The sequence below is a fragment of the Kitasatospora sp. NPDC101108 genome, from assembly GCF_055584725.1.
On sequence record NZ_JBVJLM010000010.1, the window covers coordinates 1 to 13,447 of the forward strand.

Genomic DNA, 13,447 nt, shown 5'->3' on the forward strand with positions numbered 1-13,447 from the left:
TGGCCGGGCAGGGCGGCGAACAGCATCCGCGTGGCGTTGCGGTTCAGGTTCTCGATGCTGCCCTTCAGGTGGGGGCTGTAGGCGGGCAGGTCGTCTAGGGGTCCCCTCGGGGCGAGGTCTCTGACAGACGGGAGGTCTTGGGGCCCGGTTTTGTTCGGTGGGCCGTCCCTGATCTGGAGAGCTGTCAGGATCGCCGCATGGAGATCCGTCGCATCGCTGAGGCCGAGGCGGTAGGGGGTGCGGCGCTCTGGTGTCAGGGGAGCTGCCGGGGAAGCCACAGGTAGTGGACGATGTTCTCCCCCTCGTCGGACACGCCCTCCTGGCCGGTCGTGGTGAAGCCCAGGCCTTCGTAGAGGCGCCTGGCACGGACGTTGTCGGTGTGGGTGAACAGCTGGAAGCGGTCGTAGCCGTGGCCGCAGCCGTGGGTGAGCAGGGCCTGGAGGAGTTTCCTGCCCACTCCCCGGCCCCAGTGCCCGGGTTTCACGCTGACCATGCTGATGTGGCACAGCCCGGCGATCACCGGGCCGGTGCCGCGGCCGTGGCGGCCGCTCATCCCGGCGGCGAGGCCGATCATCTCGCCCTCGATGCTGTGCGCGACGAAGAAGAACGCGTCCGGGCCGGCGAGTCTGCGGCGCGCGCGGTCGCGGCTCGCCTGCCCGCCGGGCGGTCGGCCGCTTCGCCACGCGTCGGCAGTGCTGATGACTGTCAGCGCCTGCTCGATGTCGGACGCGGTTCCGGGCCGGACGGCGAAGGCGTGGTCGGCTGGCATGGTGGCACGGTAGTCCTCCGTCCCGCAGGATGCGCCCGGTTCCGGGAACTGCGAGGACCCGTGCCGCACGGTCGGGCATTCGCACCGGGCCGGCAGGAACCGGGGATTGGCCGTCCGCGCGGGCTGCGCCAAGATATCCGTCATGACCGATCCAGGGGGAACGGCGGACGGCACCGCCACGACGGGCATGCTCATCAGCGGCCGCTACCGGCTGCACGAACGCCTCGGGCGCGGCGGTATGGGCACGGTGTGGCGGGCCACCGACGAACGGCTGCGTCGCCAGGTCGCGCTCAAGGAACCCGTGTTCCCCGACGGCGTCGACGACCGGGAACGCGCCGAGCGCTTCCGGCGGATGGAACGCGAGGCGCAGGCCGCCGCCGCCCTGCGGCATCCGAACATCGTCCGGGTCCATGACATCGAGACCGTCGACGGCCGTCCCTGGCTGGTGATGGAGCTGATCGAGGGCGAGAGCCTGGACGCGGTCCTGGCCGCCGGCACGCTCAGTGTCCGCGAGGCAGCCGAGATCGGCCGCGAGATCGCCGCCGCGCTGGCCGCGGTCCACGCCGCCGGGGTGGTGCACCGGGACATCAAGCCGGCCAACATCATGCGCACCCGCACCGGCGAGACCGTCCTCACCGACTTCGGGATCGCCCAGATCGACGGCGGCACCGACCTGACCCGAACCGGCGTCGTGGTCGGCTCCATCCCCTACCTCTCCCCCGAACGCGCGATCGGCCAGCGTCCCGGCCCGCCCGCCGACCTGTGGGCGCTGGGCGTGCTCCTCTACGAGGCGGTCGAAGGCCTCCACCCCTACCGCAGGCAGCACCCCCAGAGCACCCTGGCCGCGATCCTCACCGATCCCGTGCCCGAACCGCGGCGCAGCGGAGCACTGACCGCGCCGATCATGTCCCTGCTGGAGCGCGACCCCGCCCGCCGGCCCACCGCCGCCCAGGCCCAGCTCCAGCTCGCCGCGGCCGCGGCGGCGGCCACCCGGCCCGCACCGCCCTCGCCGACCGTCCTCGACGCACCGGCCCGCACGGCCGTTGTTCCTGCCGCGCTGACCCTGCGGCTGCGCACTGCCACCGCGGCCGTCACCGGCACGAAGCGGCGCACGGCGACCGCGGCCCTCGCCGTCGTCGCCGTCGTCGCCGCGGCCACCACCTGGGCACTGTGGCCCGCCGGCACGCCGAGCCCGGCGAACGTCCCCGCCGGCTACAAGGCGCAGCAGGTGGCGTCGCTGGGCTTCGCCGTCGCGGTGCCGCAGGACTACACGGCCTCCGTCGGCAGCGACGACGCCGCCTGGGCCAGCCCCGACGGGCGCATCCAGATCGACCTGCGCGACGAGGGCAGGAGCACCGAGGACCCCCGGGCTTCCGCACAGAAGCGGCTCGACAGCGTGAAGACCGGTCAGGGCAGGCCGCCGAACTGCAACGCCATTCCGGATCCTTTCTTCGTCACACCCGTGCACGGCCCGCAGTCGATGCTCCACGGCGGCGGCGTCAACGCCTCGGTCATCGAGTACGACTACTCGACCAAGGCCGACGAGCCCTACCCGTGCATCGCCCAGAACCCGAACGACAAGGCCGTCGAGCAGTTCATGACCCACGACGGCCACGTCCTGCACCTCACCGTCACCGTCAGCGGCTACGACAAGGAGCAGAGCGACGGCCAGAAGGCCGACTACACCGTCTACGAGAACGTCAACACCTCACTGGCGTTCGGCTGACACGCTTCCTCCGAAGGACGGTTCGTCGTCGGGGTCGTCAGCCGGTGACGGTCTCGGCGTGCCGGGTGAGCGCGTCCAGGAGTGCGGTCTGCTGGTCGGTCAGTTTGCCGTCGGTGCGGGCCTTCGCCTGCTTGCGCAGCCAGGTGCCGGGGCGGAAGGCGGGGTCGTCGCCCAGGCCGGTGCGGTTGGCGGGGCCGGTGAGGGTGCCGCCGGCGGCGAGGTAGGTGAGCAGGCGGCGGTAGGAGCGGTTCCAGTCCGGTTCCAGGCGCCACAGTTCGTCCAGCGCGGTGAGCTTGGCGATCTGGTCGGGGTTGAGGTTGTCGGCCTTGCGCTGGCGGCGCATCCAGGCGCCGACCGCGTAGTGGTCGAGCTTCGCGGTGGCGGGGATGGCGAGGTGGCCGTGGTGGGCGGCCCAGGCGCGGGCGTAGGCGTAGCCGCGTTCCCAGGCGCCGGCGTGCTTGGACCAGATCATGCCGAGGGCGTCCAGTTCGCTGACGCGGGCCGCATCGAGCAGGTGTTGGCCGTTGAGGTGGCGTTGGCGGGTGAGCCAGGAGATCAGCTCGGCGTGCTCGGTCCTGTCGGTGGGGTCGAGGTGGCCGTGCTGGAGGTGGAAGGCGGTGGCGACGGCGTGCATGCGCTGCCACTCGCTCGCGCGGGGGTTGAAGGCGCGGAGTTTGACGCTCTGGAGGATCCGGGCGGCGTGCCGGCGGGCGTCGATCTTGAGCCATTCGACCGGTGACTGGGCCGGGGCCGGCGGCTGCTCGCCCTCCCCGGGCTCGGCCGCCTGGCCCTCGGAGGTTTCGGTGGTGTGCGGGGCGGGCTGGGCGCGGTGGGAGCGCAGCTCGGTGATGCGGCCGACCACCCGGGCGTCGTGCGCGGCCAGGGCGCGCAGGACCCGCCAGATCGTGCGGAAGGAGCTGGTCTCGATCTCGGTGTCGGCCTGCGCCTTCACGGCCTCACCGGCGTCCTTCACCTCGGCCGGGTCCGCGGTGGCGGTGTCGTCGCCGGCCAGCGGGGTGGGGAGGTAGACGGGGATGATGACCCAGGAGACCTTGCCCTGCCGGTAGGACTGGCGCAGCGCGCGGCCGACGGCCTGGACGATGTCGATGACGGACGACTTCGGGTCCGCGAAGCAGATCGCGTCGACGGCGGCGATGTCGATGCCTTCGGACAGGAGGCGGGCGTTGCAGAGGATGCCGCATTCCTCGCCGTCCTCGCCGGTGTGGGCCTTGAACTCGGCGAACGCGGCCCGGCGGTCGCGCAGGCGGTCGGTGCCGGCCACCGCCTTGGCCCAGATCCGCTCCGGCCGGTCCGCGTCCGGGAGCAGCGCGGCCGCCGCGGGCAGGTCGGCGGCGAACTCCCGCGCCGAGGTCACCCGGGAGTGGAAGGTGATCACGCGGCGCAGGTCGAGGTCGGCGACCGCGCGCAGTACCGCGGTCTGCAACGCGAGGCGCAGCAGGTCCTCGTTGGTGCGCTGGGAGCGCAGGTCGGCGACCGCGGGGAGGTTGAGGAGGTCGCGCAGGTCCTCGTCGGTGACCACCGGGACGAGGACGCGGTAGTCGGCGAGGTAGCCGTGCTCGATGCCCTGGCCGAGGGTCCAGGTGAACACGGTGGTGCCGTAGACGGTTTCGTCGTCCATCGAGCAGATGACCGTGCCTTCGGCGACGTCCGCCACCTCGCGCGGCACCCGGGCCTCGTCCACGATCCGCGGCGTGGCGGTGAAGTACAGGCGGCGCTTCGTCGGGACCTGGTCGTCGGCGTGGATGGCGGCCCACGCCTTGGCGTCCGAGCCGGCGGTGCGGTGGGCCTCGTCGATGACCGCCAGGTCCCAGGGGGGCAGGCCGAAGTCGCGGTGGGCCTGGACGATCCGTTCCAGGCAGGCGTAGGTGGTGTAGACGGTGACCGGTTCGCCGGGTTTGACGGAGGTGACCAGGTCGGCGATCCGGGCGGCCTGGGTCGACACCTGCGCGCGGATCCGGCCGCCGGCTTCCGCGCTCTCCAGTGCTTCCTCGCGTGAGCAGGCCGCCACCGCCAGGCCTCGGCGTGCGCCCCGCAGTGACCAGGCTTCGGCGGTCTGCTCCAGCAGCTCGATGGTCGGGACCAGGACCAGCACCCGGCCGCGCGCGGCCAGGCGGCGGGCGCCGGCGGCCGCGATGAGGGTCTTGCCGGAGCCGGTCGCCGCGACGACGGTCGCGCGGCCGCCGTCCTTCACCGCGCGTACCGCGGCCGCCACGGCGTCCTTCTGGAACCGGTGCAGCGGCAGCGGGTTGGCGGTGGCGCCGGTCGGCTGCGCCGGGACGGCCTTCTCAGGGCCGGCCACGGTGGTGGTCTCCACGGCGGTGCTTCTCCTTCGAAGGCTCGGAGGCCGAGTCGGCGGGGCGGGTGGGGGGCGGGGCTGTGGGAGGGGCGGACTCTACTGCTGCTGCTGGGGTGGCACCCAGGCCCGGACTTCGAGGTACTGGATGTCGGCGTCCTCGACGGCGCGGCCGGTCTCCACCAGCCAGGCCTTCATCGCCTCGGTGACGTCGCCGTGGTGGTCGGCGACGCGCCGGGACCATTCGGCGGCGTCGAAGCCGCCGGTGGAGGCGGAGCCGTAGGTGCGCTCCTCGGTGCCGTCCGCGCGGGGGACGAAGCCGCGGCGAAGCCCCGGGGAGTCCTCGGTGGAGCCGGCCGACATCGTGTACTGGTTGGCCCTCATCCGGACGGTGAAGGCGAGGCGGCCGCCGGCCTGGCCGGTCTCGTGGACGATCGGGGCGAGGTGGGAGGCGCCGGACTTGATGGCCTGCTTCCCGGCGCGGCCGGCCATCGACTCGCCGGGCGCGCCGACGACGTCCTTGCCCCGCACCCGGGCCTTGTGGCCGGTCCTGGTGCGGCGGCGCTCGACGTTCTCGCGGGCGATCCCGGTCAGGGTCTCGGTGTCGCGTTCGCCGGCGCGCACCGCGCGCACGAGCTGGCGCAGCGCGCCGACGAACGCCTTGCCCTTGCCCTTGGTGAAGAACTGGGTGACCAGTGAGGCGTCGCGGCCGAGCATTCTGGCGACCTGGCGCTTGGTGAAGCCCTGGTCGATCAGCTGCTGGGTCAGCCTCGCGGCCTCGTTCGGGTGGGTCGGGTCGGCCGGGCTCACTGGTCGGTTCCCTTCTCGGCGAGTTCGGCGCGGCCCAGGGCGCGGAGCCCGAGGTACTGCTCCTGGGTGGTGGGGTGCTCGACGGGGCCGGTGAGGTGGCCCTTGAGGAGGTAGTCGCCGGGCTCGCCCCGGTAGGGCCAGGGCTGGCGTTCGGTCAGGGCGATGCCGTCGGTGCCGAAGTAGACGACCGTGCCGGGCTTCGCGTGCAGGGCACCGGCGGAGGCGATGACCTCCTTGCCCTGGCGGTACTTCATGTCCAGCAGGGCGGCGCGGGCTCCGGACCACACGTAGGCGGCCCACTCGGGGTGTGCGTAGGGGTCGCGGGAGAAGCCGGCCTGGCGCTGCCAGGTCACCACCTCGTCGTCCTGGCCGAGGATCTCCACCCCGGCGGGGAGGGTCTCGCCGGCGGGGGTGGTGCCGGAGACCAGGCGGGGGCGCTGGGCGAAGCCGCCGAGGCCGAACAGCAGCACCGAGCGGACGGCTCGGGAGGCGAGGTAGGCGGCCTGCCGCTGGCGTTCGTCGGCGTGGGCGCGGGAGAGGTTGGTCAGGTCCGCCCAGGCGGACTTGAGGCGCTTGCCCCACTCGTCGAGGGGCTTGCCGTCCTCGAACAGCAGGCCGTCGAGGACCTCGATCCGCCACGGCGCGATGTGGTTCGACAGGGCGAGGTGGATCTCCGCGCCGCCGGCCCAGGTGGTGAACGTGGCGCCGGGCTGCGAGGGGTAGATCCAGGCCCGGTCACCGGTGACGGGGGCCGGGAGCAGGCCGACGTGCTGCCAGCCCTGCGGGACGGTGACGCGCACGTTCCAGTGGGAGCAGGACATCAGGGCCTTGGTCTGCTCCTGCTCGGTCATCGCGGCGAACGCGGCGGCGGTGATGCGGCGCGGGGTTCCCACCGGGGACTTCCACAGGTGCTTGGCGTAGGCGAAGGTGCGGTCGTACTCCACCAGCGCCGGAAGCTGCTGCGGCACCTGGGGCGGCAGGATCAGTTCGGTGCGGCCCTGGCCGCCGGTGGCGTGCAGCAGAGCGCGCAGTTCCTCCGACAGGACCGGGTAGCCGCCGGCCCACTTGCCGGTGGTGGGGATGGTGCGCGACCACAGGTCCCGGCCGGTCTGCGACGGGGAGCCCATGAGCACGGCGTCGTCCCAGTGGCGGCGCAGTGCCTGCCACAGCAGGGTGAACGCCTGGCGGCAGGTGACGACGTCGGCGCCGTCCGGGTCGAACCACTCCCCCATCGAGCGGATCTCGGTGCTGCCGCTGTCGGGTGCGGCGGCCGGGGCGTAGCGGCCGACGGGCTGGCGCTGGTGGACGAAGTGCCCGGCGAGCTTGTCGCGGCCGGAGCCGACGGCGGTGGTCCACCGCTCGCTGGGGGTGTTGAGCCAGGCGGCGACGGCGTCCTTGAGGGTGGAGTACCGCTCGGCGCCGTCGTGCCACGGGGCGCCGGCGGTGATGTAGATGCGCTCGGTGCCGGGTGCGGTTGCCAGGACGGAGTCCAGGATCTCGCCCGGGGTGCGGGCGCCGAGGTCGAGGCGCACCACGCGGTCGCGTACGGCGAGGTCGCCGGTGGCGGCGTCCAGGAACACCGTGGAGCGGGCCTGCTGGGTGAAGTTCGGGCGTTTGGAGGCCAGGCCGGTGGTCACGGTTTCGAACCGCGCGCCGGCCGGGCCGTCGGGGAGGGTGGGCAGTTCGCGCGGCCCGACAGCGGCCGGAGCGGCCGGGGTGGCGGCGGCGACGGCCTGGTCGTCGGCCTCGGCCGGCGCCTCGGCGGCCGGGGTCGGCTGCTCGGGCGCGGCGGGGCGGGTCAGTGCCGGGGCGAGGGCGCTCACGGACTCGGCGGCCGGCTCGGCCTTCGGCGCCTCGGGCGGCGCGGCGGCTGCGGGCCGGTCGTCGGCCTTGGCGGCGCGGACGGCGGCCGGCGTCGGGTCCAGCAGCGGGGCGATCCGCACGACGTCGCCGACCGACAGGCCGGAGGCCTTCGCGACGGCGTCGGCCTTCGCACCCTCGTACCCGGCGAGCCCGGCGACCCGGCGCGCGCGCTGGGCGGTGAGCTTGTCCAGCTCTTTCTGCGCGGCCGCGATCTGTTTCTCGGCGGCCGTGATCTCGGTGCGCAGCTCGCGCAGAGAGGCGAGCTCGGCGGTGTACGTCTTGCGGTCCATCAGCGGGTCACTCCCCCTCGGTGTCGAGCTGGTCGGTGGTGGCCGGGTGGGTGGGGACGTAGGCGATCGGGCCGCCGGAGAGCGAGTGCAGGCGGGTGCCGAGCAGCAGTGCGGCCAGGCGGGTGTCCTGCGGGTCGGTGGGGGTGGCGGCGTTGGCGGGGGCGGTGAGGTCCCTCAGGTAGCCGGCCAGGCGCGCCTTCGGGAAGCGGTAGCGGCCCGTCGTGCCGACGGTGCCGTCCGACTCCCATTCGGCCAGGCCGGTCAGCACCGCGACGACGAACCCGGCGACCGTGACCGGCAGCACGGCGCCGGCCGCGACCCGGGCCGGGTCGCACCGCCACCAGCCGGACAGCGCGGCCAGCAGCTGCGTCTCGTCCAGCGCGGTGCCGAAGCCGATCCACTCCCGGTCCGGCTCCTCGACCCGGGTCGGGGCGTCCGAGCGCAGCACTGCGATCTCGGGCGTGCCGAGCACGGTCAGGCCGGCGGCGGGCCGGGCCTGGAGCGCCTGGAGCGCGGCCAGCGGGAACACCTGCCGGCCGGTGTCGCGGACACCGGGGACCAGGCCGGTGGCCATCAGCTTCTTCACCGTCGGGATCGAGCATCCCAGGGCCGTCCCGGCTTGACCGGTCGTCACGAACACACCCACCACCCACGCCTATTCATCTAAAGTGAAACGCTAGGGTGACTCTACGCCCCCTGCGGCGGCGGCTCGGCGCGGCGAGGGGTACCGGGGTGGTGGCACCGGCGCTCTGCTCGCCGACTCCGTCCCGTCGCCGACGACCTGGTGGAGTGACCGGAGCGGGGCCCGAGGGCCACGCCGGCTCCCTCGGGCGTTCCCCGAAGCCCCGGCCTGCCCGGCTGCCGCGGGCGGCGCGGGCGGCGCGGGCGGCCCGAGCCGGCGGTCGACCGGGGCGTGGGCTCACTGCCAGAGCTGCTTCGACCAGTCGCCCCGGGGGCGATAGGCGCGGCCGTCACCGAGCTGCCTCATCCCGCCGGGAACGACGTCCGCGTGGTACGGGTACTGCTCCGTCACCGCGGCCAGCAGGAACTCCAGGAAGCCGCCCTCGAAGAGGTCCCACTCCCGCATCGAGTGGAACTTGACCGCGACCGGCCACCGGTCCGGGTCCGGGCCCCGCGTCAGCCAGAAGAAGTGGTCGCAGTCCCAGTTGTTGCCCCAGTTCAGGAGCCCGCCCTCGGCCGGGAACAGCGGGTACGGGCACTCGTCGCGGTCCCCGTCCCGGTAGGCCCGGGCCAGCGTGCTGCAGTATCCGTACGGTTCGGTCGTGCAGGAGAGGAACCCCTCGAAGCCGGCCGGCTGCCCGGCCTGGGGACCGGGCGCTTGCGACGGTGTGTAGACGTGCAGTTCGTCGCCGATGCTGACCGTCCCGTACCGGTCGGCGAACGCCCGGTAGTCCGCGGGCAGTTGGAAGCCGAGTACCTCGGGCCCGAGCTCCCACGGGACCGGGACCACGCCCTGCGGCGGCGGTCCGATCAGCGTGGCGAGCCGGTCCAGCATCCGCTCGGTGGTCACGTCCACTTCCCTTGCCCCTGTTCGATGATCATCCGGAGCACCCCGGCGCCCGCCCTCCGGACGTCCTGCGGATGCCCCGCTCCAGCCGCGGCCGGTACTACGTGGTACCGAGTACCGCTACACGGTATCACTGAGTACCGGGAGCGTGACTACTCCGTGGTCGGCGCGGCGCAGTCGGCCGTCAGGTCGGCGACGACGTGGGGCAGGCCTCCGGTGCGGTGGGCGGCGCGCTGGCGGTGCGCCCCGGTGCCGTGGGCGGCGAGCCTGTCGAAGAAGGCGGCGGCCCTGTCGAGGTCGCCGAAGCGCTGGAGCGCGGCGCCGATGTGGTCCATGAGCCGGCGGGCGCGTTCCGGCGCGGGCAGCATGGTGGCGGACAGCGCGTCCAGGCCCGTGCCGGTCCAGCCGTCGCGGGTGCCGTACCAGTACGCCCCGCGCAGCAGGTCGGAGCTCAGCCGCGGGCCGGGGTCGCCGCCTTCGACCAGGCGGGCGGAGGTGTCCACCAGGGCGCGGACGACGGCCGCCACGGCGGCGGAGTCGGCCGGGTCCGGGGGAACGTCCATGGACCGCACCTCGATGGTCGGCAGGCGGGGGTGCGGGCGGATGTCCCAGAACGGCAGGTCGGCGAAGGGAACCACGCGCGCCGCGGCCAGCTGCGCGGTGGTGCGCCGGTAGTCGTCGAAGGACTCGACGTACGGGGGCGGACCCAGGGCCGGGATCCGCAGGCGGGTCACGGTGCGCCAGCTCGCGTAGCCGGTGTCCCGGCCGTCGAAGTACGGGGAGTTCGCGGTCATCTCCACGAGCAGCGGAAGCCACGGCCGCAGGTGGTTGCCGACCAGGGCCGCCACCTCGCGGTCCGGCAGGAGGACGTGGACGTGCAGGGCGCTGACCGCGAAGTCGTCCATCAGCGACCGGTACAGCTCCACGCCGGCCCGGTAGCGGGGGTGATCGCCCACCGGGGCGTGGGAGCCCCCGATCACCGGGGTCGCCGAGGGGCAGACCCGCAGGCCCTCCCCCGCCGCGGCCGCGGCGACGGCCTGCCGCGCCCGCACCAGGTGGGCGTGCAGCTCCCCGGTGTCCGTGCACGGCGGGGTCCGCACCTCCACCTGCAGGTCGGTGAACTCCCCGGCCACCAGGTCCCCCAGTTCCCGCGCGGCCAGGGCCGCCACCCGCGGGCCGGCGCCCACCACGGCGCCGGTGCCGGGGCGCACCAGGAACAGCTCCTCCTCCACCCCGACCGACGGCACCCCGGCGGCGCTCGCCGGCGGTGCGGGCGCGGACCGCCGGGAACTCGTCTCAGTCGTGTCGTCCATCAGCCCACGCTCCCCCGTGCGGCCGGCGGTGTCATCCCGGGGAGCCGTCCTCGACGAGAATCCTCTTCACGAGACACGCCCGTGCGTCCCACCCGACGGAGGTTCCATGCGTCTGCTCTCCCGTGGCCGGCACCATGCCACGTTCGAATTCGGCGGCCTGCGGGTGACCTCGCTGCGGGACGGGTACCTCGACCTGCCGCCGACCCGGCTGCGCGGCCAGGACGGGCGCGCGCTCGACGCGCTGCCGGCCGCCGTCCCGCTGGCCGGCGGCAACCTGCGGCTGTCGGTCAACGCCTTCCACGTCACCGACGGCACGCGCTCGCTGCTCGTCGACACCGGCGCGTCCGACGTCTGGCACGAGCCCACCATGGGACTGCTCCACGACGCGCTCGACGAAGCGGGCATCGACCGCGCGCGCCTCACCGACGTGGCCATCACCCACCGGCACCAGGACCACGTGAGCGGCCTGATCGCACCGGACGGTTCGCAGGCGTTCACCGCCCTGGAGCGCGTGTGGATCGGCGCGGGCGACACCCAGGTGTTCACCGGGCGCCTCGACCCGGTCCGCGACCGGGTCGTCCCCGTGTCGCAGGAGACCGCGATCAACGACTGGGCCACCGCGCTGCCCACCCCTGGCCACACCCCCGGCCACACCGTCTACGACATCAGCAGCGACGCCGGCCACCTGCTCGTCTGGGGCGACACCGTGCACGTCCCCACCCTCCAGTTCGACCGGCCGGACGTGACCTGGGAGCTCGACGGCGACCGGTCCCAGGCCCGCACCGCACGGGCGGCCCTGCTCGAACGCCTGACCCGCCCCCACCACTTCGTGGCCGGCGCCCACCTCGACTCACCCGGCATCGCCCGCGTCAGTCCCGGCCCCGGCGGCGACGGCTACGCGCTGGAGTACCTCGCACCACCGATCGGCTGACCCCGCCCGCGGCGGCGCCCCCGGCCGTGCCCGCGCGCGCACCGGCTCGTTGACGGGACATGCGAACGATCACAACGGCCGCGCACACCCGGCGCGCCCTGCTCACCGGGGCGGCCGGGGCGGCCGCCGGTCTCGGCCTCGACCTCGGCCCCACCGGGAGCGGGGCGGCGCGGGCACGGGCGGCAGGACGGGCCGAGGAAGCGCCGGGACAGCCGGGACGGCGGGTCGCCGTGCTCGGCGGCGGGGTCGCCGGACTGAGCGCGGCGCAGGAACTGGCCGAACGCGGCTACCGGGTGACGGTCTACGAGCGCAACACGGCGCTGGGCGGCAAGGCCCGCAGCATGGACGTGCCCGGCACCGCCCGGGGCGGGCGGCGGCCACTGCCCGGCGAACACGGCTTCCGCTTCTTCCCCGGCTTCTACCGCAACCTGCCCGACACCCTGCGCCGGATCCCGCTGCCCACCGGCACGCCCGGCCGCACCGTCCACGACAACCTGGTGAACGCCACCGAGGAACTGCTCCCCCGCGCCGGAGGGCGACCGGCCCTGCGGCTGCCGTTCCGCACCGTGACCGCGCCGCCGGTGCTCGGCGAACTGCTGCCCGACGCGCTGCTCCAGACGCTGACGGGCCTGCTGGACACCGCCCTGCACCTGCCGGCCACCGAGGCGGCGTACTTCGCCAACCGGCTGCTGGTCCACTTCACCAGCTGCGACCTGCGCCGCCGCGAGCAGTGGGAACGCGTCCCGTGGTGGCGGTTCATCCGGGCCGAGGAGATGTCGTACGACTACCAGCGGCTGCTCGGCGTCGGCGTCACCCGCAACATCGTCGCGACCAAGGCCGAGGAGGCCAGCACCCGCACCGTCGCCCGGATCTTCCAGGCCTTCGTCTACAACATCCTGGGCCGGGGCAACGACGGCGAACCGGACCGCGTCCTCAACGCCCCCACCGACGAGGCCTGGATCGGCCCCTGGGAGACCCGGCTGCGCTCCCTCGGCGTGCGGTTCGAACTCGGCGCAGACGTCCAGGAGTTGCTGTACGAGGGCGGCCGGATCACCGGGGTGCGGCTGCGGGATTCGGCCACCCCCGTCGTGGCCGACCACTACGTCAGCGCGATGCCGGTCGAACACGCCCGCACCACCTGGGGCCCCGCCCTGCGCTCCGCCGACCCCCAACTGGCGCGCTGCGACCGGCTGCGCACCGACTGGATGGTCGGCGTGCAGTTCTACCTGCGCAGCCGCACCCCGATCGTGCACGGCCACGTCGACCTGGTCGACTCCCCCTGGGCGATCACCTGCATCGGCCAGGCCCAGTTCTGGCCCGACCGCGACTTCCGCCGGGACTACGGCGACGGGCGGGCGGCCGACTGCCTCTCGGCGATCGTCTCCCAGTGGGACGCCCCGGGCATCGTCTACGGCAAGCCCGCGCTCAAGTGCACCCGCGAGGAAGTGGTGCGCGAGACCTGGGCCCAGCTCAAGGACTCCCTCAACAGCGGCGGCCGGCGCGTCCTGGACGACGCGGACCTGCTCACCTGGTTCATCGACCCGGCCGTCACCGGCCTCGGCGGCCCGGCCCCGGCCAACCGCGAACAGCTGCTCATCCACCCGGCGGGCACCCTGGACAACCGTCCGTCCGCCGCGACGGCCGTGCCCAACCTCTTCCTGGCCGGCGACTACGTCGCCACCGACATCGACCTGGCCACCATGGAGGGCGCCAACGAATCCGCCCGCCGGGCGGTCAACGCCCTGCTCGACGCGGACGGTTCACCGGCCCCGCGCTGCACGGTGTGGCCGCTGTACCGGCCGCCGGAGCTGGCCGCCCTGCAACAGCAGGACGAGGGCCGCTACCGCCGGGGGCTGCCGAACGCCTTCGACCTGGGCTGACGGCGGGCGGCACGGACTGGCCG

General features: G+C 74.1%; 10 protein-coding genes. 3 read left to right on the forward strand and 7 right to left on the reverse strand.

The window, feature by feature from the left end:
• Window positions 1–253: 253 nt before the first annotated feature.
• Window positions 254–769 carry a GNAT family N-acetyltransferase gene (locus tag ACZ6Z8_RS21755; protein WP_465611698.1) on the reverse strand — a complete coding sequence of 172 codons (516 nt, stop codon included), beginning with the start codon at window positions 767–769 and terminating at the stop codon, window positions 254–256.
• Window positions 770–911: 142 nt separating this feature from the next.
• On the opposite strand from ACZ6Z8_RS21755, the gene ACZ6Z8_RS21760 reads away from it, so the two are divergent.
• Window positions 912–2,495: a serine/threonine-protein kinase gene (locus tag ACZ6Z8_RS21760; protein WP_465611699.1), complete on the forward strand. Its 1,584-nt coding sequence runs from the start codon at window positions 912–914 to the stop codon at window positions 2,493–2,495.
• A 37-nt stretch (window positions 2,496–2,532) separates the two neighbouring features.
• Here ACZ6Z8_RS21760 and ACZ6Z8_RS21765 read toward each other — a convergent pair whose 3' ends face one another.
• The 6 genes from ACZ6Z8_RS21765 to ACZ6Z8_RS21790 all read right to left on the reverse strand — a co-directional run bounded on the left by ACZ6Z8_RS21765 (window position 2,533) and on the right by ACZ6Z8_RS21790 (window position 10,613).
• Window positions 2,533–4,830, reverse strand: a complete 2,298-nt coding sequence (locus ACZ6Z8_RS21765; protein WP_465611700.1) for a helicase associated domain-containing protein — start codon at window positions 4,828–4,830, stop codon at window positions 2,533–2,535.
• A gap of 78 nt (window positions 4,831–4,908) precedes the next feature.
• Complete coding sequence (locus ACZ6Z8_RS21770; RefSeq protein WP_465611701.1) at window positions 4,909–5,619, reverse strand: helix-turn-helix domain containing protein; 711 nt, start codon at window positions 5,617–5,619, stop codon at window positions 4,909–4,911.
• Window positions 5,616–7,772 (reverse strand): hypothetical protein, encoded by a 2,157-nt coding sequence (locus tag ACZ6Z8_RS21775; RefSeq protein ID WP_465611702.1) that lies wholly within the window; start codon window positions 7,770–7,772, stop codon window positions 5,616–5,618. The genes ACZ6Z8_RS21770 and ACZ6Z8_RS21775 overlap by 4 nt, the downstream gene beginning before the upstream one ends.
• 7 nt (window positions 7,773–7,779) lie before the next feature.
• Window positions 7,780–8,406, reverse strand: coding sequence for a MerR family transcriptional regulator (locus ACZ6Z8_RS21780; RefSeq protein WP_465611703.1), 627 nt, complete (start codon window positions 8,404–8,406; stop codon window positions 7,780–7,782).
• A 285-nt stretch (window positions 8,407–8,691) separates the two neighbouring features.
• Window positions 8,692–9,303 carry a hypothetical protein gene (locus ACZ6Z8_RS21785; protein WP_465611704.1) on the reverse strand — a complete coding sequence of 204 codons (612 nt, stop codon included), beginning with the start codon at window positions 9,301–9,303 and terminating at the stop codon, window positions 8,692–8,694.
• A gap of 149 nt (window positions 9,304–9,452) precedes the next feature.
• Entirely contained in the window at window positions 9,453–10,613 is a 1,161-nt protein-coding gene (locus tag ACZ6Z8_RS21790) for a carboxylate-amine ligase (RefSeq protein WP_465611705.1), read from the reverse strand.
• Window positions 10,614–10,719: 106 nt separating this feature from the next.
• Here ACZ6Z8_RS21790 and ACZ6Z8_RS21795 point away from each other — a divergent pair, with 106 nt between their 5' ends.
• On the forward strand, window positions 10,720–11,544 hold the full coding sequence (locus ACZ6Z8_RS21795; protein WP_465611706.1) for an MBL fold metallo-hydrolase: 825 nt from the start codon (window positions 10,720–10,722) through the stop codon (window positions 11,542–11,544).
• A gap of 59 nt (window positions 11,545–11,603) precedes the next feature.
• The gene (locus ACZ6Z8_RS21800; RefSeq protein ID WP_465611707.1) at window positions 11,604–13,424 is read left to right on the forward strand and encodes a hydroxysqualene dehydroxylase; all 1,821 of its coding nucleotides are present in this window, start codon (window positions 11,604–11,606) and stop codon (window positions 13,422–13,424) included.
• Window positions 13,425–13,447 lie beyond the last annotated feature (23 nt).